This is a genomic window from Brevibacillus sp. NRS-1366 (assembly GCF_050467985.1).
The window spans coordinates 1-21,282 of sequence record NZ_JBITPN010000018.1 but is presented as its reverse complement, the minus strand read 5'-3'; the positions used below and the strand labels follow the sequence as shown (position 1 = coordinate 21,282).

Sequence of the window (21,282 nt, the reverse complement as noted above, 5' to 3'; positions counted from 1 at the left end):
GCAACTTCATCCCTTCGCGGTCAAACGGTTGATTCGCTCCAGCCACTCGCTGACCATGGCGGCTTCTGGCAACAAGAGAGCCTCTTCCACCATTCGACTGGACTTTTGCTCGCCCCACTGGGAGAGCATGCTGGCAAACTTGTCTCGCAGTTCCTGACTTGGAAACGGCTGTTCATATCCGCCTGATGCCGCATCTACGTAATAGCTGCACCCCGCGCCATCTCTGGTCGTAATCGTGACCCTTGCAGCACGCTTGGCAGGCAAAAGAGCGGTCATTTCCTTATCCTCTGTAACGACGATGCGTTTCGCCAACTCCCGTACCGAATCATCGTGAAACAGCTCACCTGCAAAGCAGTCATAGAGCGAGTGCCCATGGACCAATACCGAGAGCAAAAACGGGATGGAAAACTTGGCAGCCAAAGCGTTTGCCGGGTCTGGATAATCCAGTCTGGCAGCCAGGCCGTACGTCTCTACCTGTACGGATTCGATCTGCGATACATCTGGCTTCAGTTCCTGCAAGAGCGGGAGCAAGGCATCAATCGCCGAATGGGAAAAGCGGCAAGACGGATACAGCTTGAAATAGTTTTTGCTGAGCAAAGGCGGCGCCCATAGTTCTTTGTGGAACAGCTCATAGTTGATTCCTTTGGACAAGATGCTTCCCCAGAGGTGATCGACCACATGAGCGCTGCTGGCAAAACCTGCGGCCTGGAATGTCCATGCCTGCAGTGCCAGGAAACTCCCCACCCCTGTATACAGGTTGCGCACTGTCATTCCCGTAACGGCTGCTTCCCACGATGTAGCGATCGGGAGTGAGGCAGCTAATAATACAGCCTCCGCGATCTCCTTCTTTCCCTTTTTTTGCAGCAGCCCAGCCGCAACTGCGCCTCCGACAATCCCCCATGTTCCATGCGGGTGCATATCGTCATTCATATTGCTGGCATAAGCTAGTCGGGCGGCAACCTCATAACCGATTACAAACGCACGGATCATTTCTGCACCCGATGATTTTTGTTCCAAAGCTGTAATGAGTGCAGGAGCCAGCATATGTGCTGCCGGATGTCCCTTTGCGAACTGGTTTCCTTCGTCCAGCTCGTTGTTCACAATCGCTGTGCCGTACAGCATCACCGCCTGTACTCTTGAGGCATACAAGCCCGTTCCGAGCAATGGAATCGAATGGACTGTGTCTTGTGCTTCTATGCCTACCTCATAGAGATACGCTTTTAATTCGGGTGCTAGAAAGCCAAAGCTTGCTGCGAACAAGGTATCTGCGATTAACCATGCCGCTCGCTCCTGCGTTTCGGCAGGAATGTCTTCAAGCTGTTTATCGAGCAGTACCTCAAGCATGTCTGTAAATCGCGTAATGCTCAAGGCTTGCGCCCCCCAACAGTCGCTCCTATATAGGCAGAACCAGGGACAAAGGAACCGAAGCCCGGTTCAACTGTTACTGCTTCGCCATCGTATACAGTCGTTCCGCGAACAATGGTCTGAATGACTTTTCCTTTTCCTTTCTGACCGTGGAACGGCGATATTTTGGAATGGGAGAGGAATTTCGTTTCATCAATGACCCAGGTCTGTTCAGGGTCAATCACTGCGAAGTCTGCGTCATAGCCTATCGCGATTTTTCCCTTGCCCGGGATTTGGAATACTTCTGCCGGATGCTGCGCCATCACCTTGGCGAACTGTACAGGCGTCATTCTTCCTTTTGCCACCGTGCTGTCAAACATGAGAGGCGTCATGATTTCCACACCCGGCATACCCGAAGCAGCCTTGAAAATATTATCGTTGCCCGGATTTTTATGTTCTGCTCCCCACGGTGCATGGTCGGAGGAAATCAGCTCGATGTTTCCCGCTTCGAGATGCTTCCACAGGCCAGCCACTTCTTCCGGTTGACGCAGTGGCGGGTTGTTCTTCGCTTTTGGTCCAAATTCATCCAGTGCATTAACGTCAAGCAACAAATATGGATAGCAGGTCTCGCTCGTTACTTGGACACCTTGTTTTTTGAACGCATGGATCAAATCAATCGTGCGTGGATGGCTAACATGGACAATATGCAGCTTTACGCCTGTCCAGTAGGCAAATTCCATGAGCTTGAGTACCGCGCTCGTTTCTGTGACTGGCGGGCGGGTTTCGTTGTGCGCTTTTGGATATACCTTGTTTGCCTGTTTGTACTCGTCAATCAAATCCACGATGATCTCGTCGTTCTCGGAATGGAAAGCAGCGCGAAGTCCAGTTTCCTTGATCAGCTGCATCGCCTTTAGAATCTCCGGATCGGGAATTCTCGGGAAGCGATAAGTATCTGTTTCAAAGGTAGACATTTTGAAAGCGATAGCTCCTGCTTCCGCTAAAGGAACAATTTGATCCGTCCCACCTGTTTTGGCTATCGTTCCCCACAAGCAAATATCGACGACAGCTTCCTTTTCAAGTTGTTTTACCTTTTTTTCAAAAATTTCTACATTTGAAATTGGATTTGGCAGGTCGTAGGGCATATCCAGAAAAGTCGTGATCCCTCCTGCTGCCGCTGAAGTACTGGTTAGTATAAACCCTTCGCTTGGGTTGCTAAAGCAGTGGACGTGAACATCGATGGTTCCTGGAAAGACGTAAGCGTTTTCGAAATCCAGAACTTTTTCACCGTCAAGCTTGGCATCTACCGGTTGAATGGTAGCGATCTTGCCATCCGCTACCCCGATCTGCCCATGCACTACCTGATCTTCCGTAACAATTTTTCCTCGAACAACCAAATCATATTTTTCCATCCTAATCTCCCGCCTATTGTTAGAGATAGCGCTGAATCATCTCCGCAGCAGATTTGAGGTGGGCAACCAATTCTCCTTCGTCTTTTTCCAGCATCCGCTCTCGCGGTCCGGCGATGCTCAAAGAGGCAACGACCTGTTGATTCGAATCATGGATAGGTACTCCATAGGAGGCCACGCCTTCATCGATTTCTCCGTCCGAAAAAGCGTAGCCTTTCTCACGGATGTCAGCGAGATTTTCTTTTAATTGATCCAAATCGGTGATGGTCAACTCCGTATGCTTGCGCACGTACCCCCCAGCAAATAAGCCTTCGACCACCTCATCGCCCAAAAAAGCCAGTAGGGCCTTGGACGACGCTCCTCCATACAAAGGAACGATTTGTCCTTGCTCGGAAGAGACTTTGATCGGCTGGTGAGACGGTACAGCGTCGAGACAAACCGCTTGCATGTTAGAATGCACCAGCAAGATGGACGTTTCCCCTGTATCCTTGGTCAATTGTCTCATGACAGGTTGGGCAATAGCGGAAATGTTGATGTCCAGGCGGACGATTTTCGCTAACTTCAAAAAACGGTAGCCGAGGCTGTAATAGCCGTTGGCCGCTTCCATAACGTAGCCTTTTTCTTTGAGCAACCGTAGGTGACGATAAACAGAACTTTGGGGTTGACCCAGTTTTTCTGCAATCTGCGGAACGTTCAACGCTCTTGTGTCGAAATCGAATAAATCTAAAATGTCTAATGTTTTCTCAGCACTCATCTGTTTCTTGATCCTTCTTTCCTAAGTGATATCCCTCCTAACAGATTAGCATACGATCGCTTCTTGTTCCATTATCAATATTTGATAATCGATTATCGGTTATTAAATTTCATGTTTTTACTATAGCGCAGGTCACTGGAAAAACACAACCCATTTTTTCAATAGACAGAAAAATAAATTAGTTTGAGGGTGAGCGGGTGCTTGGGAAAGCTGGGTTTTGGATCGGACCAGCTTTAGTGGAGGAGAGGAAACAGGAGAAAACGCTCCAGATTCTTGGGCCCCTTGCTGGGTGTAAGGACTGCACGGCTCCACTCCAAAAGCGAAACCGCGTCCAAAGTAGCCGGTTCACGGGGGGATTTTCAGAGGTGGACGCTTAAAGGCGTGTTTCGCTTTTTCCACTCCGCCTCGGTTGGGGTCCCAAAGATCTTCGCTTTTTTCTCCTGTTTCCTCTCACTAGCCGTCGGGCATCTTTGGGGCGTTTTTTGAAAGCGTCGCTCCGTTTGGATGGGAGTCATTTAGCAGATTCAGGGGAGGTAGGGCAAAAACATAGTTTGAAAGGACAGGTATGATTCGTTTGAAAGTTGAATCACTGTTGCTATTTAAAAACAAAAAAACCGCCGGAAAGGCCTGGACCTTTTGGCGATTTGTCTGTATCTTTCGTTTAGTCTTCGGGAACCTTCATGCTGCGCGCGATATATAAAACCGGTGTGGATGCAGCGGAAACGACAAATTTGATCAAGTACGTGGTCAGCAGGATTTGCCACCATACGTCCATCGGATAGAAGCCTAAAAACGCGATCGTGCAAAACGTAAACGAATCGAGGAGCTGGCTAAACAGCGTGCTGCCGTTGTTGCGAATCCATAGCTGGTTTGGGCCTGGACACTTTTTCTTTAGCCAGGAGTATATTTTTACATCCATAAATTGGCTGAGCAAATACGCACACAAGCTGCCCAAAGCCAGTCTTGGCATCAAACCAAACAGCAGTTCCATCGGTTTCTGCGCGATATCGGTCTCCACCGGTTTAAACAGCAGAACGAGCTGCATAATAATGGTCGTCGCAATCAGCGTGAAAAAGCCGAACCAGACTGCTTTTTTGGCTGCCTTCTCGCCGTATTTTTCATTGAGAAGGTCACTTACGAGATAGATGGATGCATATATCGTATTGCCCAGCGTCATGACGAGCCCGAACAATTCAATCGTCTTGACGACCTGGATATTGGCGAGCACGGTGGCCATACCGATCCAGGCGTAGAGACCCATTCTGCCGAACAGGCGGTAGCAGAGCAGAAAAAGCCCGAAGTTGACGAGAGCAAAGACGACTCCTAAGGTGAGATTAAACATATGATTGCCTCCTAGTTTTGATAACGCGGGAAGTTTTCGAACCGCGGTCCCTTTTGGACATTTCATCATTTTACTTTTTTTCAAATGGTTTCGCAACACTCGGGCTGGCTACAGTGAGGGCGAGGAAAAAGGAGAAAAAGCTCCAGCTTCTTGGGTCCCCTGCTGGGGTATGGACTGCACGGCTCCATTCCAAAAGCGAAACCGCGTCCAAAGTAGCCGGTTCAAGGAGCTTCTCAGAGGTGGACGCTTAAAGGCGTGTTTCACTTTTTCCACTCTGCCTCGGTGGGGGTCCCAAAGATCTACGCTTTTTCTCCTTTTTCCTCGCACCAGCTATTGTTTTTAACTCGTAATAACAAAAAACATGTAAAAAGCCTGCCGAAGCGACGTCCGACAGGCACATTTATCACGAGGTCATCCCCGCTCATTTATTTTTCGCATACAACCAGTTGTAGTAGCTCGCATGCTTCATTTCGTCTGTCATGATTTCAAAGATGGTATCCCGGAATTGGACCGGAATGTATTTGTAAATCACTCTGTATTTTTCAAAGGCTTTCAGTTCGCCCATGAGTGCCTTTTCAATACCTTCCAAATAGCTAGCTGGCTTTTGAAACGTTTCTTCTCGACCTGAAATGCTGGGGCGTTGCCCGGTGAGCTGGGTGTAGATTTGGCGAAACCAGCTTCGGTGCTTTCGCTCGTCATCCCGGATGCTCGTAATGACCTGCTTTTCTTGTTCTGTAGGGGCGACGCCGAGCAAATAATCGTAAAAGAGTTCATCGTGGCGCTCATCCTCAATCGCTTCTTGGATGAGCCGAAGAACAATCTCCATCCGCTCTTCATGCTGGTCCTGCACGGCAGGTACGTACGGTTCATACGATGCGTATGCGTAAGGCCCATACCAATAGCCGTTCATGCTCATGATCATGCTCCTTTCCTAGTCATTACTGACAGGATATTCGCCTATCCGGCAAATAGAGCATGGTCCCTCCCCTACAATCCTTCACGTTCATAAGCTCAGCTAGAAACCGTATTGTTTACCTTTATACAAATACGACCCCGATCACCAAATAGAAAACGGCAGCAATGAACAGCTTGGCGTCCATTTCGATCAGATTTTCCAGCAGCCCTTCTTGCTTGCTGATATCTTTAGAGAGCTCGATGGCCCCATGATTTTTCGATGCGATTGGATTGGCAAGGTCACATTGGTTGTTTCAATCTGGCTTCCTTTAAAATCAATAATTTCCTGGCTCTTGCGAAAAAGCGGCTTCCCGGTTTTCATCCCTTTGTACAGCGTGCTGTTTTTCTCATTCAGCATCGGAAACGTGGAAAAAAGATTCGTCCCCACGATCTCATCCGCTTCCTCAATCTCCGAGACAAAGCGAGGATTAAATTTTACCGTAAACAAAATCGTTCCCAGTATATCTATAATCGTAATCCCGTCAACGTACTTCAATTCTTCTAGCAGGTTCTCTCTATGCAAACCTAGCATCCTTTCCATTTTTAATCATAGCATACACAAGCTTTTGTTCTTGTGAAACGATAATCAAGGCCAGAACTGAACATAGAAACACCCCTTGCACAGGATGATGGACGCAAGGGGTGTTCTTCTTTTTCTGTTACTCTCGTGAAAATCTTTTCATCTTTTCTGCTTTTTCAGCCTCATCCAGGTATTCAAAAAAGCCAATCCGATTCCCCCAGGGATCGGCGAATGTCCCCCACTTCACGGGTACTTCTTCACGCTGGTAAATGTCAAAGCGCTCGATCGGCAATGCCTCGATCAGTCTATCCCGTTCTGCTTCAATATCCATGACAGCAAAACGCATCGGCCCGCTCCCATCTGCTGGTGTGCCTTCCGCGATCTGCAGCCAGCATCCGGGAATCACCTCCCATTCCGCAAAGCCCTCATGCGGAATAAAATCAGGCTCTCTTTTCAGCAGTACCTGATACCATGCTTGTCCCTTCCCAAAATCATCGACACGCACTTGAATAGTCATCTCGTGGATCACGGGCTGGCCTCCTCCCCTGTTCTCTTTGTTCATTCTACTGTAGCATTGCAGGTAACTGTTGAAAAATTTGTAAATAGAAAGTCACCTCTCTCAACCAAACAACTCTAAATTCTCTCTAATAGAGTAGAAAGCAAAAAAGGTGGTCATGAGCAGTGGAGGCAAATTTTATACAAGATGTCGAATGTGCTGTCGCAGGTGAAAAAGAAGCATTCGTTCGTCTGATGATGGACATGGAACAGACGCTTTACCGAGTGAGCCGCTCCATTTTAAAAACGGATAGCGAATGCCTCGATGCTGTACAGGAAGCTGTACTAAACGCATTCCATTCCATACATACCTTGCGTGAACCGCGATTTTTCAAAACGTGGTTGATCCGTATTTTGATGAACGTCTGCTATCGGCTCGCTCGTGAGAAAAACAAGGTGATCCTGCTGTCCCAGCCCGAGCGAGAGGAAACAGTAAGTCCGTTTGAATCCAATGTAGAATTACAACAGGCTCTCGAATCACTTGAGAAAGATCTGCAGCTTGTTATCCACTTGCACTATTTCGAAGGCTTCACGATCAAGGAGATGGCTAGGATTATGCAAATAGCTGAAGGAACAATCAAGTCACGTCTCGTAAAAGCGAGAGCGACACTGGCAAACTGGTATACTTCCGCGGAAGGTGAAAGGGGCTGCGTGACATGAAAGATAGATTGGATCAAAAAATGGATGGATGGCTTAAGCAGCAGGCGGCACATAGAAGTGAGAACGTGCCCGTCTCGTTCCATGCGGGATTTCTACAGATGCTAGACAGCCTTCCCGATCGCAGCGAGGCCACCTCTTTTAAGAGACCCTCCCCATACAAAAAAAGACTATTGGCAGTTGCCACTGTCATTATCATCGTCGCCGGTTTCGCTGCGGGGACCTTCGTATCGCCTGCGTTTGCCGACTGGGTCAATTCGTTTTTCACTCGACCGGAGCTGGACAAAGGCTTACAGACAGCCGCTAAACAGGGCTTTTCGCAAATTCAGCAGGCATCGGTAACGGATCAGGGGATCACGCTGAAAGTCAAAGAAGTATTGACGGATACGAAGCGGCTGATCATGACCTATAGTCTGGAAACGAAAGATGGAACGATGCTGGATCCGACCACGATCTTTGAAGAAGTAGACCGCGGATCTCGTACTTCCTATTACCTCATGGACCGAAACAATATTTTCATTACGAATGAAAACGGAAGAATTCTCTCCCAAAAAACAGTGTATCAACTACCATCTGGCAGGAGAGTCACTCAGAGCGTCCGTAACGTGCTACCGCATGATCACTACGCGGATGTTACTTTTGATCTGGAGAAGGAATTGCTAACAAAACAGATTTACTTGAACTTTTTCTTGAAAAAAGTGAATGGCATGGAAGGTACATGGTCGCTACGGGTACCAATCGATCTGGAAAAAAGTATCGCAGCCACTACAACCTTCCCGATCCAAGCTAACTACACCACTCCTTCGGGTTTATCCATTCAGCTAAAGGAGGTCACCTATTCTCCAACTGTGACTACATTTGCAATCCAATCGAACTGGACGGATGAAGCAGAGAAAGAGCTGGAAGAAAATCATCCCGAATATTTTCATGACTATGATGAAAAGGTGTTTAACAGACACTGGGTGCATTACGATGTGCTGGATGATTCAGGGAAAGTGGTCATGACCTCTGCCCTCCCACACAATAAAGTTCCCACTGGGATCGTAATCGATGACTACGATTTGGAAGCTCTCTCCCCTCATGCGAAAGGAAGCTTGTCCATGGTTCAACAATCGTATATACCCATTGATCTTTCAAAGAGTCTAACCTTCGTTTTGACAGGAATCTCCCAACTAGAAAAAACGGACATGGAATGGAAAGTAGACATGAAAAATCTAGGTAAAAAGAAAGAAACATTTACGTATAAAGATTATCACGCTGCCATTACCGGTGTCAGCTTTGGTAAAAAGAGCAGTATTCTGGAACTAGAAGAAGAGATTTCATTCATTGGAGCAGGCTTTGATTTCCTCGATGCGGCAGGGAATATTTACCCAATCGAAAGGATGGAATCAGAATGGGGAGAAATGGACCCGAAAACGAAAAAACAGCGACTGAAGCTGAAGCTTCATGTAAAAGGGCTAACAAAAGAAACGAAGTCTATAACCTTTCGACTAAACAATGTAGTTACATTCGATCAGAACGTTAACTGGCAAGTAGCCGTACCTTCGCCTCAACAATAAGAAAACCTCTATCGAGGCCTCTTCAAGGAGGAGCGACCGCGTTTTAGCGGAAGGTTATTCTTGCTGAATCAGGAAGCGGATGCCCGAGGTTTATACTTTCTGATTCAGTAAAAAACCACACATTAGAGGGTCATCTCGAGGATCAGGAGATGGCCTTTTTTGTTATGAATAGACATCAGAAGCTTCCGCCCTCCTGTATTGATCAAGAGGAAAAATTGTTGACGAGATTAAATGAAAATGATAATCTTTATCATTATATTGTGAGAAGCTTGCGACTCCTTACTCCGACCATGCCCTATTCATCTATCGCTGCGCCCACTTCTCCCACATTACTCTTGTACAGGAGGAATCATCTTGAGAAAAAACGTACTGATTAATTTGGGCATTCTGCTGCTCTCTCTCACGCTCGCCGCATGCGGAAGTGCCGGAACGAATTCGGCATCACCCGCAAATGTTCAGGCATCGAGTGAAAACAAGGCTGATATCCGTACATATAAACACACCTTCGGGGAAACACAAATTCCGGTAAAGCCAGAGAAAGTCGTGACTTTGCAATATGCCAGTCAAATGCTGTCTGTTGGCGTAAAGCCGATTGGTGCAGCAAGTCACTTGCTTGAAAACACTGGCGCAGAGTTCCAAGGTATCGAAGACGTTGGCAGTCTGGAAGCAATCAACTATGAAAAAATATTGTCGCTTGCACCAGACTTAATCATTGCTGGAGACATCGACCAAGACGTCTACGACAAGCTCAGCAAAATCGCACCGACCGTCGCAGTTCCTTGGATGGATTACGACCTGTTTGGTCACGTGAAAGTGATTGGCGAAATTCTGAATCGTCAACAGGAAGCGGTAGCTTGGCAGGCGAAATTCGATGAAGAAATAAGAGCAGCAAAAGAGAAGATTATCGGTAAAATCGGCGCCGGAAAAACAGTTGCCATTTACAGAGTCGACGCTAAAGAGTTTTACGTATACGGTGCGCGAAACATGGGCTTCACTCTCTATAAAGCTCTTGGCCTGACTCCCCCGCCTGCTATCCAGAAGGAAATCGAGAAGGACCCGAGCTTTTGGGCTGCTCCCATTTCGTTGGAGGTTTTGCCGGATTACGCGGCCGATTATGTATTCGTCACTTTATTTCAACAGGAGGAAGCGAAGAGTCGTTTTAACGAAATCAGATCTAGTGCCCTATGGAAGAGCCTCCCTGCCGTCATAAACAACCATGTATATGAGATCAACATGGATACGTGGCTCGGCTATACGCCACATGACATTGAACTGCAAATGCAGGAAGCCGTTAAACTGTTGACACAAACGCCATAATATTTTACAAAAAATACGTCGATCAAGGTAGAAGCCCCATAAAAGCCATACTTTTTTGTAAAACAAAACTCCGTACGTTCATGGTACGGGGTCTTGTTTATAAAAGTAGCAGCCTCTTTTGGTTCATTTTACAATCGAACCATCTGTTTTTCACGTAACAAAGGTGGTGATTGTGGAAGAAAGACTTAATCTCGCACTCCGTTTCTCCAAATAACTCTGGGCAAAACCGGTCAAATCGGACTTCAAATTTCCCAAACAGCTTGCCACTAGGTGTAATGCACTCTTGATTTGGAGTAATATTTCTGAGGAAACCAAGAGCTTCTAGCCTGCAAAAATATTCGTACACAAGTTCATGAATTGTTTTAACAAGTGGCAATTCCATTGTTTTCATTCGTAATTGATAAGCCAATTGGTGATTTTTATCCTACCGCTCAGGTATAAGACAAAAAAATACCCAAACCGAAGTCAGGGTATTTTTCCGTTATGCCAAAATCGGCAGCATCAGATTCAGTAAAAACAATCCAGCAATGACATACAGAAGAGCAGGTACTTCCCGTCTCTTGCCGAGCGCCAGCTTCAACAGTGGATACGCCACGAAACCAAATGCGATCCCATCCACAATGCTGTAAGACAGCGGAATGATCACGATGATCAAAAAGGCCGGGAAGCCTTCCGAGAAGTCCCCCAAATTAATATTTTGCACGTTTTGCAGCATCAGAGACCCGATGATGATCAGAACCGGAGCTATGGCGCCGTCCGGAATCATTTTTACCACGGGAATCAAGCCGAGCGAGAATAACAGCATTGTCCCCGTCACAAGCGCAGTCAGTCCCGTACGTCCTCCTGCCGTGATTCCAGCCGCGGACTCTACCGTAGAAACCGTCGGACTCGTCCCCATTATTCCTGAGATCGCTGCCGACAAGGCATTGGCTTGCAAAGAACGGCGAAATTTTTGCGGCTGCCCAAACATGGCCGTATGTCCGTGAAGCAAGCCAATATTTTCAAAGACGATCACCATCGCAAGCGAAAAGGTCGCAATCCAAAACGGCAGCGTCCAAATCGCTGAAAACGAGAGGCCTGCAAATACATGTCCATATTCTGCAAAAGAAAACGATCCGCCTGCCCCAGGCTGCACGATCCCGAGCAAAAAGCCCAGCCCGGTTCCTGCTGTGATTCCGAGCAAAAAATTGCCCGGCACGCCCCGAACGAACAAAATCAACGTAGTGACCAGTGTCACCAGCGTCACAATGACATGTGGGCTGGACAGATCACCCAGCGCGACAAAGGTTGAAGGATTGGTCACGATCAGACCACCCTTTTGCAAACCGATAAAGGTCAAAAACAGCCCGATCCCCACTGTAATGGCTTCCTTTAGCGAGGAAGGAATCGCGTTGGACAGGATCGTGGCAGCTCGTGTAAAGGCGATAGCCGTAAAAATGAGACCCGATACAACGACAGCAGCCAAGGCCTCCTGCCAGGTGAGGCCCATCGAGTGACACAAGGTATAAGTAAACAGCGCATTGATCCCCATGCCGGGAACCAGAAGAATCGGTGCATTGGCCCAAAAAGCCATGAGCAATGACCCGATAAATGCCGTCAATACCGTTGCGAGAATGCCTGCCTCCATAGGAATACCCGCATCCTGCAAAATTGAAGCGTTTACGGCAACAATGTACACAACAGTGACAAAGCCAATAAAGCCAGCAATGATTTCCCGTTGAAACGTCGTGTCGCAAGCGCGGAGGTGAAAAATCTTTTCCAGCCACGTACGCACGTGAAATCCCTTCTTTCCTTATGCATCATCCATGAATTCCTGTGAAAATTATGCTATCATAGCCAAATCAATATGAAAAATATCGAGTTAATCTATCTTTCATATCATTTTCATATGGATCTTAAATAGAAGGAAGGAACCATACGTGGATATCCGGCAGCTGCGTTACTTTATCGCAATCGCGGAGGAAGGCCAAATCACGGGCGCCGCCAAACGCTTAAACATGGCACAGCCTCCGCTTAGCCAACAACTCAAGCAGATGGAAGACGAATTAGGCGTCGTGCTCATGGAGCGGTCCGGTAAGCGCATGGAGCTGACAGAAGCAGGTCTCACCTTGTACAGACAAGCTCTTAACATCGTTCATCAGATGGAGGAAGCCCTCTCTGAAGTAAAAGAAACAGGCGAAGGCATTCGGGGGACTTTGTCCATCGGCGTGAGCGCTTTGTCCGCCTATCGACTTCCCGAACAGATTCGTCTGTTTCAAAAAAAATACCCGTTGATTACGTATAAGGTGTGGAAAGGAGACACACAGCTTCTCAATCAGTGGCTGGATCGAAGGACCATCGAAGTAGCTATCGTACGTTTGCCTCATTCACTCAACAACTGCACCATGATCCCACTCGAAGAAGAGCCGTTCGTCCTAATTGTACCTGCCTCCTCTCCATTTGCTTCCCGTGAGCGAATCCACATGCGCGAGATCGCCCAGCTTCCGCTCATTATGCCGAGTACTCCAGGCCTCGGTATTTACGATCTGATCGTCAAAGAGTTTTCCCGGTTGAGTGTGGAACCGCATGTCATCTGCGAATGTCCCGATATTTCGCTGATTGTCAGCATGGTGGCTGCTTCCGTCGGCTCCTCCATCGTTCCGATTTCCGCCTGGGAAACGCATCAAAGCGAGCAAATCCGCGGAATTCAGCTCGAAGGGACCTCGATCTACTCTTCTGCAGCCGTCGTCTGGCAATCCGGTCGTCACCTCTCCAAAGCAGCCAACCGTTTTATTGAGACGTTTTCGTAAACAAGCGGTTGGTCTGCGCCTGCCTTACCACACGCATCTGGTCAGCGACTTCACGATCTTGCCAGCCAAGTCCGTCCAGTTTGTCCACAATCGCCTCGAAATCTTTTGTATTCCGATTCTGACTGAGTTTATAAGTAGCTTCCATCCGCTCTACCTTGATCTCAAAACAAGTAATTTCTTTGAGCATCCCTTGCATCATTTTTTCGGGAACCGAATCCCACGCGGTAGGCTTTTGTTGTCCCTGTTCATATTTTTGCATGAGGTCCTTCATTAGCTTCCTGGCTTGGTCTGGCGAGGAAATCAGACTTGCCTGACCGTAAGCATGCACAGCCGTATAGTTCCAGGTCGGGACATTCGGATGGCCGTACCAGGATGACGATATGTAGGTGTGGGCTCCATGGAAGACCGCAAGCACGGAACAATCCCTTTGTCCCAGCAGCTCACTCTGCGGGTTGACACTCGCGATATGGCCTGTCAGATACAAGTCTTCTCCTCTTATCTCAACCTCTAAAGGAATATGTGTCGCTACAGGCTGCCCTTCATTCGAGGTAATGATAAGTCCAAATGGATAGTTCTGCATGAAAGCAACCATCTCTTCTTTTTCCGTAACAGCATAATAGCGCGGCACGTACATAGCTGCTCCACTCCTCTCTTTTACCCTATCCTAGCATCTGACACTGTTTTTCCTAGGGGCAGTTCTTTCAAAGAGAAGAGGGTCAATTTTACATCCTCTCCTCATGGAATAATATTGGAAATCATGCGGGACTATAAACTATACCATCTTTGCAAGACCCAACCCCTGGAGGATTAGCATGACGTTTATTATCTCTTTGGCCATTGTACTCATCATTGTGCTATTCGGTGTTTTTACTCCTGACCTCTTTGCAAAAGCAGCAAATCAGGTGCTGCATATGACGACGACTAATTTTGGCTGGTTCTATTTGATCGTCACGTTTGGATTTCTGCTTTTCTGCATTTTTCTAGCGTTTAGCAGGTACGGTCAAATTCCGTTAGGCGGGGACGATGATGAGCCGGAATATTCGCTCCCTACCTGGTTTGCGATGCTGTTTAGCGCGGGGATGGGGATTGGTCTTGTCTTTTGGGGGGTAGCAGAGCCTGTCTCCCATTACTTCGCCCCTCCAGCAGGAGTAACTGGACAAACGACAGAAGCCGCTCAAACAGCCTTGCGCTACGCATTTTTTCATTGGGGTCTCCATCCCTGGGGAATCTATGCGGTCATCGCCCTCTCACTCGCTTACTTTCAATTTCGCAAAGGGGCGAAAGGGTTAATTTCTTCCACCTTTGCTCCTCTGCTCGGTGATCGAACGAATGGCCCCATCGGGAAAGCCATCGATATTTTAGCTGTCATCGCCACAGCCTTTGGCGTAGCAACCTCGCTTGGCCTCGGGACCCTGCAGATTAACGGAGGCTTGTCCCATCTTTTTGGACTGCCTTCCAATACCGTTGTGCAAATCGTAATTATTGCCATCATCACTGTGCTGTTCCTCTTATCCGCCACAACGGGTCTGGATAAGGGAATCAAGTTTCTCAGCAATACCAACCTCGTTCTGGCTATGGCGCTGTTGTTTCTTACCTTAGTCTTGGGTCCGACCTCGTTTTTGTTTGACACCTTCACTAGCACACTCGGCAGCTATTTGAATAGCCTCGTCTCCATGAGCTTGCGGCTGACTCCGTTTACGCAAGGCAACTGGGTAGCCAACTGGACACTGTTTTACTGGTCTTGGTGGATAGCGTGGGCGCCATTTGTCGGCATGTTTATTGCGCGCGTCTCCAAGGGCCGGACGATCAAGGAGTTCGTCATTTGTGTGATGCTCGTTCCCAGTCTCCTCAGCTTCATCTGGTTCTCCGTCTTTGGCGGGACGGCGCTGCACCTGGAGATTTTCGATCAAGCTCTGATCGGCAAAGCTGTACAAAGAGATATTTCGACAGCTTTATTTCTCACACTCGAACAATTGCCGATGGGCTTCATTCTCGCTGTCGTTGCTACTCTGTTGATTATCACGTTTTTTATCACTTCAGCAGACTCGGCGATTTTTGTGCTCGGCATGTTATCGTCCGATGGAAATTTGGATCCATCTAATCGCGTAAAAATAACCTGGGGCATCCTCCAGTCAACCATCGCTGTCGTTCTGCTGCTAAGTGGCGGACTGGAAGGCTTGCAGACGGCCTCTATCGTTGCCGCCCTGCCCTTTGCCGTCATCATGGTATTGATGTGCTACTCTCTTTTGCGGGCACTGAGTGAAGAAGATCGGCTGGCCAAAAAGAAACGAAAGGAGCAGCAAAAAAAGCTGGAGCGATTGTTGAAGGAGTTATGAGAGCAGTTTTATCGTACAACAAATAGACCCTGGACGAAGAGAAATAGCTTCATCCAGGGTCTGTTTCTTATGGATACTATGTAAACAACCGAGTCATGTACAAAGCGGAAGAAGAAATGGCGATGTTACCTTAGTCAAACTACAGAGGGGGTGTCAGGTCCACTAAGGTCCACTGACGCCCCTCTGCTATTTCCTGTCTATTCTACTTCAGAACGGACCTCGATCCCATTGCGCTTGAACAGAGCCGCAGTCAAACCGACACCCGTCACCTTTTTCCCAGTAAAACTGCCGTCATAAACAAAAGAGCTGCCACAGGACGGACTATTTTCCTTCAAGATCGCAGACGTAGCCCCGACGGTTTTCGCCAGCTTCAATGCTTGCTGCGCCCCATGAAGGAATTCATCTGTCACATCATTACCTGTTTGATCAACAATGCGTGCTCGCCCTTCCAAAACGTCAAAGCCGTCGCCCCCCACGATTTCAGCAGGTGGCCTGGGAGTTGGCAGTCCCCCTAGCTGCTCCGGACAGACAGGAATAACCTTTCCTTCTCGCAAAAGCTGTTCCAAATCTTCATTCAGGCAGGACTTCTGGTCATAGCGACACTCACAGCCGATCAAACAGGCACTGATCATTTTCATGGAAAATCCCCCCTTACGCCTTGTGTTTACAGCTTGCGCAGCTTGACGCTTTGCACCATATGATCCTGGCCTTTGTCCAAAATCAATTGAGCGCGTACCCGCGTCGGCAAAATGTTATTACGCAGATTGGCCCCGTTGATCTCTGTCCAAATACTAGTAGCTACCTCTGTTGCTTCTTCGTCAGACAAACTGGCGTACCGGCGGAAGTAGGAGGATGGATCGGAAAACGCCGTCTGGCGCAGCAGTTTGAAGCGCTCGACGTACCATTGCAAAATATCTTTTTCGTCAGCGTGCACATAAATTGTAAAATCAAAGAAGTCAGATACGATTACTTCTGAAATGCGCGGCTCGTTCTCGTCACCCCGTGGCGGTTGAAGAACATTCAAGCCTTCCACGATCAGGATGTCCGGCTGGCGAACCGTTTGCCATTCATCTGGAACAATGTCATACACGAGATGGGAATACACAGGAGCAGATACTTCTGGCAGCCCCGATTTTACATCCGCTAAAAAGTTAATAAACCTGCGCAGGTCATAACTCTCGGGAAAGCCTTTCCGCTTCATAATCCCCCGCTCTTCCAATACACGGTTGGGATAAAGGAACCCGTCGGTCGTGACCAAATCCACCTTTGGATGGTTGGGCCAACGGGATAGCAGCGTCTGCAAAATCCGGGCTGTCGTGCTCTTTCCTACTGCTACACTGCCTGCGATCCCGATAATAAACGGCACTTTGCCATCCTGATTTCCGAGAAACGTATGCGTGGCTTGATAAAGCTCTTGCAAGCCACCCACGTACAAATTGAGCAAGCGCGACAAAGGGAGATAAATTTCCGCTACTTCTGTCATCGAAACATTTTCATTTAATCCTTGTAAGCAGGCAAGCTCTTCATCCGATATGGTAAGCGGCGTGGAGGCCCGCAGAGCTCTCCACTGCTCGCGGGTAAACGTCACGTATGGTGATGCCATGGGAACGTACATCCTTTCCATCATGAAAGTGCTTTCTTTATATCATCACAACGTTTAGTTTACACCAGCGGACCTTTCTTGGGAACAAGAGGCTTTTCCTTCGGGAACTTTAATCAATATCCCACGCTTCGCGTAAAAACGGGAAAAGACCTCAGGACTTAGATGAACATTTTCCTGACTAGTGAATGTGTGGCCTGACGGATTGTGAAAAACGATCTCTTGGCGTTGATCATTTTTACCGAACACATACACCAAATGCCCTCCTTGTTTGGGAGGCGTTACCTCAGGCGTACGGATGCTGGGATGAACTGAAGCAATGTACACATAACCTTGTCCCAAGAGATCGTAAATCTCTTCGATCGGTGTCTGCTCCAAAACCTCGGCTTGTAGTGCAAACTTCTCCTCGATAAAGGAAACAAAAGGGCGGTAAATCAATCCTTTGATAGATCCATCCTCACTGACAACATAGCCTCCGTAATCTCGACATTGCTTCATGAGGTCGATTGTTGGAATTGTCCTATTTTTCAAGTGTGCCAGTAGCATTTTCAAACAGGCCATGCCGCAGATATGGAAACTCCACTGTGCGTATTCATTTTGGTCGGATGCACCCGACATGTGCCATAAGGGGTCGTCAGAAGGATGTAATTTGCCGGATAAAAAATCGGGTATTAGTTGACGAGACTCAAATTGTCCGAAATAGTGCACTGCAATCATCCTCCCACATGTTCTCTATACGCAATTCTTCCACAGCCTACCATATCACTCTAGCCGTAATCAATAATCCTCTGATAAGAAATACGCGGTAAGTACGCCCGCGGCCTTTGGTTTAGTGGTTGGTAAGGCTGTGGTGGAGGAGAGGAAAAGGGAGAAAACGCTCCAGCTTCTTGGGGCCCCTGCTGAGGGGTCATCCCTGCACGTTTCCATGAAAAAAGCGAAACCGCGTCCAAAGTAGCCGATTCATGACGTTTCTCAGAGGTGGACGCTTAAGACCGTGTTTCCCTTTTTTCACTCCACCTCGGCTGGGCCTCAAAGAGCTTCGCTTTTTTCTCCCTTTTCCTCGGCCAGCTGTTCCATAAAAATAAAGTTGTAGACTGTAAAATAAAGTATTAGACCGAAGAATAAAGTACTAGACTGAGAAATAAAGTGTTAGACTGTCACCAGTTATTCAACTATCGGGCAGATTTACTCAACAAATCTGGTAAGGCCTTATTTGTAACCGATACACATATTACAAGACGAATGGCTATTCCGACGATCAGATGGGCTTTAAAACGGCTTGCTAATCGGGGTGAACTCGAAGCAAACGTATATCCACATCGCTTTCGTCATACCTATGCGTGCCAGCTCCTGGATAACGGAGCGCCATTAGATTTCATTCAAGGCATGTTGGGACATGAAAAATCATCAACCACCCAAATTTATGCCCAGTTACGAGGGGAACGCCGGCGAGAGCTTTACCGCCGGTTCTTTTAGTATTTTCTGTACTTTTTGAATAACAGGGTTTGCACGTAAGAAAACCGTTACTTAACTAAAGGGCAGTTTCCGTTAATCTATAAAGATAATGATATTATCAAGTTGAGGGGTCCCACCAACAAAACGCGGAAAACATGGGCGGCCCCCTTTTTAGTAGTTGAAGTCACTCTATCATTTAGTACTTAAATTAAAGGAGCTATTTAAACTAAAGCTGGAGTTAGTACGAATAAAATATGATTGGGCTGATCACTTTTGTTCAAAAATCTGTGTCTAACATTTGGTGGAATGCGTACGACATCTCCTTCATCTAAAAAATATTCGGTGTCTTCAAGTTCAACATAAGCTTGGCCTTTCATGACGACAGCAATTTCTTCTTTATCATCGTGTGAATAGTAACTTTCCGTAGTGCTTGCATATGCATTTAATTCCATCATTAAGAGTTTAATATGTGCTTTCATAAAGTCTGGTGTTAACACATCATAGACAATATGGTTACTATTTTCACGATATACTTTCTTTCGGTCATGTTTTCTCGAAATGAGTGAATCCGTATTAATTTCATTAATGAAGAGGGTAAAGAGTGGCACATTTAATGCTTGTGCAATCAGTTCTAGTACACTTAACGAGGGATTTGCTTGTCCTCTTTCTATCTGGCTAATAAGTGAAGTGCTGATTCCTGCATAATCGGCGAATTCACGAATTGTCATCCCACTCTTTTTACGATAATTTAAAACTGTTTGCCCCAGGCGATGAGAGTTCATAGTAGAGATCCTTTCTAAGATAATGTATGTTTAACTCTATTTGTGCTGACATAATAAACATGGTGAATGAATACTTTAATCGATTACATAAATATTTTATACTTACGTTTGTACATTATAATGTATCAATTTTATTATTGTAAACGCACATCTAGGGGGAAACAGAATTGAAATCACCTCTTATTTCCTACATGACTTTATTTTTTGGTGTATTTGCTTTATCTACTTCAGCCATATTCGTAAAATTAGCAGATGCACCTACGACAATTACGGCATTCTATCGGATGTTTTTTGCAACGGTAATGCTTTTGCCATTTTTATTAGCAAATAAAAAGAACCGAAAAGAATTAAGTTTGTTGTCAAAAAATCAATGGGGACTCGGGTTATTATCAGGCGTATTTCTAGCAGCCCATTATGTTTTGTGGTTTGAATCATTAAATTACACATCAGTGGCAAGCTCGACGGTCATTGTTACATTACAACCTCTCTTTTCAATGGCTGGAGGCTATTTTCTATTCAAAGAGCGTTTCAGTAAAGGGGCTTTAATGGGTTGTCTTGTAGCGATTGCTGGAAGTATTGTCATTGGATGGCAGGATTTTCAAATTAGTGGACAGGCTTTATTTGGTGATATACTTGCTTTTATAGCGGCAGGCGTCATTACAGCCTACTTCTTCATTGGCCAGCATGTTCGTAAAAAACTATCTCTTGTTCCATATTCAGTTATTGGTTATGGGAGCAGTACATTATTTTTAGGTGTTTTTGCCATCAGTCAGCAAACACCCTTCTTCGATTATTCCGTGCAAACATGGTGGTCCTTTATTGGATTAGCGTTTGTTGCAACGATATTAGGGCAAACAATTTTTAATTGGCTATTGAAATGGCTAAGTACCTCTCTTATCTCAATGAGCATATTAGGAGAGACGATTGGAACTTGTATACTTGCTTATTTAATTTTGGATGAGGTTATTTCTTTACAACAAGGTATAGGTATCGCACTCATCTTAAGTGGTCTAGCATTATTCTTAATACAGCAAAGGAAATAACAAATAAATAATTGAGAATACAAATCGAAAAAAGATAAACTTGTAGAATCCAGCATATGAAAAAGTCGTGCTGTTAAATAGCAAAATTAAAAGCCGATTTTCCTAAGCGTAGGAAAAATCGGCTTTTTTGTTCCGAAAATTGTCTTAGCGTATGTTTTCCGCGTTTTGTTGGCGTGACACCGTTGAGGGTGGTACGGTAAATGGTATCCTTCTAAGTTGGGAGCAAGAACATAATGCCATACAGAGAACGATCCAAAGTTTTTGGGGAGCTTTTCGGAGTTGGAGAAATGAGAATAAAGACCGGTATCAGGATTTGTTTTTGGGCAAGTTAAATGAGGATTTCATTAATATCGATGTTGTATCGATTAGCTTAAAACAATGTTATGACCGTGATGGTGCCGCTATTTTTTGTTCACTTCGAATACATTATCTCAATACAAGGATGGGACCTATGATATGGAGTTCTTATTGGATGGCACGATAGTAGATGATTACTTGTCATTTGAAGATAGGAATGAGCTTCTTCGGATGTTGGCGACAGATAAATATAGCTTGTGTTTTGCACGAAAAGCATTGGCTGAAGGTATTGATGAGAAAATAATAAAGAATATAACGGGTCTAGAAATGAACGATATTGCCATTTTGAAAAGGAGGTACCCGTGACGAAGAAGTTCAGCGATCCATTCGGCATCTTTGACATCTGTTTTCCTTCCAGGGACTGCTTTCATATGAGTAGCATTAACCACCAAAAATTCAATTGATTCTGCTTCCAATAAATTGACGATTGGCTTTCAAAAAACACCTGTGCTTTCCATTGCGACATGAGTACACCCTTGTTCTTTAATCCGGTCAATTAGCTTTAATAAGAA

Annotated in this window: 21 protein-coding genes and 1 pseudogene; 8 read left to right on the top strand and 14 right to left on the bottom strand. The window is 46.3% G+C overall.

Annotated features, from left to right (window positions below):
• Positions 1 to 6 precede the first annotated feature (6 nt).
• The 7 genes from ACIFQN_RS11845 to ACIFQN_RS11815 all read right to left on the bottom strand — a co-directional run bounded on the left by ACIFQN_RS11845 (position 7) and on the right by ACIFQN_RS11815 (position 6,849).
• Complete coding sequence (locus tag ACIFQN_RS11845; RefSeq protein WP_429833237.1) at positions 7 to 1,368, bottom strand: MmgE/PrpD family protein; 1,362 nt, start codon at positions 1,366 to 1,368, stop codon at positions 7 to 9.
• Complete coding sequence (locus ACIFQN_RS11840; RefSeq protein ID WP_429833236.1) at positions 1,365 to 2,753, bottom strand: dihydroorotase; 1,389 nt, start codon at positions 2,751 to 2,753, stop codon at positions 1,365 to 1,367. Before ACIFQN_RS11840 ends, ACIFQN_RS11845 begins: the two co-directional genes overlap by 4 nt.
• A 19-nt stretch (positions 2,754 to 2,772) precedes the next feature.
• A complete protein-coding gene (locus ACIFQN_RS11835) occupies positions 2,773 to 3,504 on the bottom strand; it encodes an IclR family transcriptional regulator (RefSeq protein ID WP_429833235.1) in 732 nt (243 codons plus the stop codon).
• A gap of 661 nt (positions 3,505 to 4,165) precedes the next feature.
• Entirely contained in the window at positions 4,166 to 4,846 is a 681-nt protein-coding gene (locus ACIFQN_RS11830; RefSeq protein WP_429833234.1) for a queuosine precursor transporter, read from the bottom strand.
• Between the two features lie 421 nt (positions 4,847 to 5,267).
• Positions 5,268 to 5,762, bottom strand: a complete 495-nt coding sequence (locus ACIFQN_RS11825; RefSeq protein WP_429833233.1) for a ferritin-like domain-containing protein — start codon at positions 5,760 to 5,762, stop codon at positions 5,268 to 5,270.
• 189 nt (positions 5,763 to 5,951) lie between these two features.
• A complete protein-coding gene (locus ACIFQN_RS11820; RefSeq protein ID WP_429833232.1) occupies positions 5,952 to 6,323 on the bottom strand; it encodes a hypothetical protein in 372 nt (123 codons plus the stop codon).
• A gap of 136 nt (positions 6,324 to 6,459) precedes the next feature.
• The gene (locus ACIFQN_RS11815) at positions 6,460 to 6,849 is read right to left on the bottom strand and encodes a VOC family protein (protein WP_429833231.1); all 390 of its coding nucleotides are present in this window, start codon (positions 6,847 to 6,849) and stop codon (positions 6,460 to 6,462) included.
• 152 nt (positions 6,850 to 7,001) lie between these two features.
• Here ACIFQN_RS11815 and ACIFQN_RS11810 point away from each other — a divergent pair, with 152 nt between their 5' ends.
• The 3 genes from ACIFQN_RS11810 (at position 7,002) to ACIFQN_RS11800 (ending at position 10,408) form a co-directional block, all read left to right on the top strand.
• Positions 7,002 to 7,535 (top strand): sigma-70 family RNA polymerase sigma factor, encoded by a 534-nt coding sequence (locus ACIFQN_RS11810; RefSeq protein ID WP_429833230.1) that lies wholly within the window; start codon positions 7,002 to 7,004, stop codon positions 7,533 to 7,535.
• Positions 7,532 to 9,091 carry a DUF4179 domain-containing protein gene (locus tag ACIFQN_RS11805; protein WP_429833229.1) on the top strand — a complete coding sequence of 520 codons (1,560 nt, stop codon included), beginning with the start codon at positions 7,532 to 7,534 and terminating at the stop codon, positions 9,089 to 9,091. Before ACIFQN_RS11810 ends, ACIFQN_RS11805 begins: the two co-directional genes overlap by 4 nt.
• A gap of 354 nt (positions 9,092 to 9,445) precedes the next feature.
• Positions 9,446 to 10,408: an ABC transporter substrate-binding protein gene (locus ACIFQN_RS11800; RefSeq protein WP_429833228.1), complete on the top strand. Its 963-nt coding sequence runs from the start codon at positions 9,446 to 9,448 to the stop codon at positions 10,406 to 10,408.
• Between the two features lie 481 nt (positions 10,409 to 10,889).
• On the opposite strand, the gene ACIFQN_RS11795 is transcribed toward ACIFQN_RS11800, so the two are convergent.
• Positions 10,890 to 12,182 (bottom strand): NCS2 family permease, encoded by a 1,293-nt coding sequence (locus ACIFQN_RS11795; RefSeq protein WP_429833227.1) that lies wholly within the window; start codon positions 12,180 to 12,182, stop codon positions 10,890 to 10,892.
• Positions 12,183 to 12,327: 145 nt separating this feature from the next.
• Between ACIFQN_RS11795 and ACIFQN_RS11790 the strand changes: the two genes are divergently transcribed.
• Positions 12,328 to 13,197, top strand: a complete 870-nt coding sequence (locus tag ACIFQN_RS11790; RefSeq protein WP_429833226.1) for a LysR family transcriptional regulator — start codon at positions 12,328 to 12,330, stop codon at positions 13,195 to 13,197.
• Here the strand turns inward: ACIFQN_RS11790 and ACIFQN_RS11785 are convergent.
• Positions 13,178 to 13,831 (bottom strand): FMN-binding negative transcriptional regulator, encoded by a 654-nt coding sequence (locus ACIFQN_RS11785; protein ID WP_429833225.1) that lies wholly within the window; start codon positions 13,829 to 13,831, stop codon positions 13,178 to 13,180. The two genes, ACIFQN_RS11790 and ACIFQN_RS11785, sit on opposite strands and share 20 nt — an antisense overlap.
• A 178-nt stretch (positions 13,832 to 14,009) precedes the next feature.
• On the opposite strand from ACIFQN_RS11785, the gene ACIFQN_RS11780 reads away from it, so the two are divergent.
• Positions 14,010 to 15,533, top strand: coding sequence for a glycine betaine uptake BCCT transporter (locus ACIFQN_RS11780; RefSeq protein ID WP_429833224.1), 1,524 nt, complete (start codon positions 14,010 to 14,012; stop codon positions 15,531 to 15,533).
• Positions 15,534 to 15,730: 197 nt separating this feature from the next.
• Here ACIFQN_RS11780 and ACIFQN_RS11775 read toward each other — a convergent pair whose 3' ends face one another.
• Genes ACIFQN_RS11775 through ACIFQN_RS11765 form a run of 3 tightly spaced genes read right to left on the bottom strand, consistent with a single transcriptional unit; the run spans position 15,731 to position 17,850 of the window.
• Positions 15,731 to 16,171, bottom strand: coding sequence for a DUF523 domain-containing protein (locus ACIFQN_RS11775; RefSeq protein WP_429833223.1), 441 nt, complete (start codon positions 16,169 to 16,171; stop codon positions 15,731 to 15,733).
• 26 nt (positions 16,172 to 16,197) lie between these two features.
• Positions 16,198 to 17,136 (bottom strand): type I pantothenate kinase, encoded by a 939-nt coding sequence (gene coaA / locus ACIFQN_RS11770; RefSeq protein ID WP_429833222.1) that lies wholly within the window; start codon positions 17,134 to 17,136, stop codon positions 16,198 to 16,200.
• Between the two features lie 54 nt (positions 17,137 to 17,190).
• Positions 17,191 to 17,850 (bottom strand): C39 family peptidase, encoded by a 660-nt coding sequence (locus ACIFQN_RS11765; protein WP_429833221.1) that lies wholly within the window; start codon positions 17,848 to 17,850, stop codon positions 17,191 to 17,193.
• Between the two features lie 525 nt (positions 17,851 to 18,375).
• Here ACIFQN_RS11765 and ACIFQN_RS11760 point away from each other — a divergent pair.
• Positions 18,376 to 18,609, top strand: a complete 234-nt coding sequence (locus ACIFQN_RS11760) for a tyrosine-type recombinase/integrase (RefSeq protein ID WP_429833312.1) — start codon at positions 18,376 to 18,378, stop codon at positions 18,607 to 18,609.
• 200 nt (positions 18,610 to 18,809) lie between these two features.
• On the opposite strand, the gene ACIFQN_RS11755 is transcribed toward ACIFQN_RS11760, so the two are convergent.
• A complete protein-coding gene (locus ACIFQN_RS11755) occupies positions 18,810 to 19,370 on the bottom strand; it encodes a helix-turn-helix domain-containing protein (protein ID WP_429833220.1) in 561 nt (186 codons plus the stop codon).
• Positions 19,371 to 19,537: 167 nt separating this feature from the next.
• Between ACIFQN_RS11755 and ACIFQN_RS11750 the strand changes: the two genes are divergently transcribed.
• Both ACIFQN_RS11750 and ACIFQN_RS11745 read left to right on the top strand, forming a co-directional pair.
• On the top strand, positions 19,538 to 20,413 hold the full coding sequence (locus ACIFQN_RS11750) for a DMT family transporter (protein ID WP_429833219.1): 876 nt from the start codon (positions 19,538 to 19,540) through the stop codon (positions 20,411 to 20,413).
• A gap of 456 nt (positions 20,414 to 20,869) precedes the next feature.
• The gene (locus tag ACIFQN_RS11745) at positions 20,870 to 21,076 is read left to right on the top strand and encodes a hypothetical protein (RefSeq protein ID WP_429833319.1); all 207 of its coding nucleotides are present in this window, start codon (positions 20,870 to 20,872) and stop codon (positions 21,074 to 21,076) included.
• On the opposite strand, the pseudogene ACIFQN_RS11740 reads toward ACIFQN_RS11745, so the two are convergent.
• Positions 21,064 to 21,282 (bottom strand): annotated as a pseudogene (locus ACIFQN_RS11740) (IS110 family transposase); the annotation flags it as partial. The gene ACIFQN_RS11745 and the pseudogene ACIFQN_RS11740 sit on opposite strands and share 13 nt — an antisense overlap.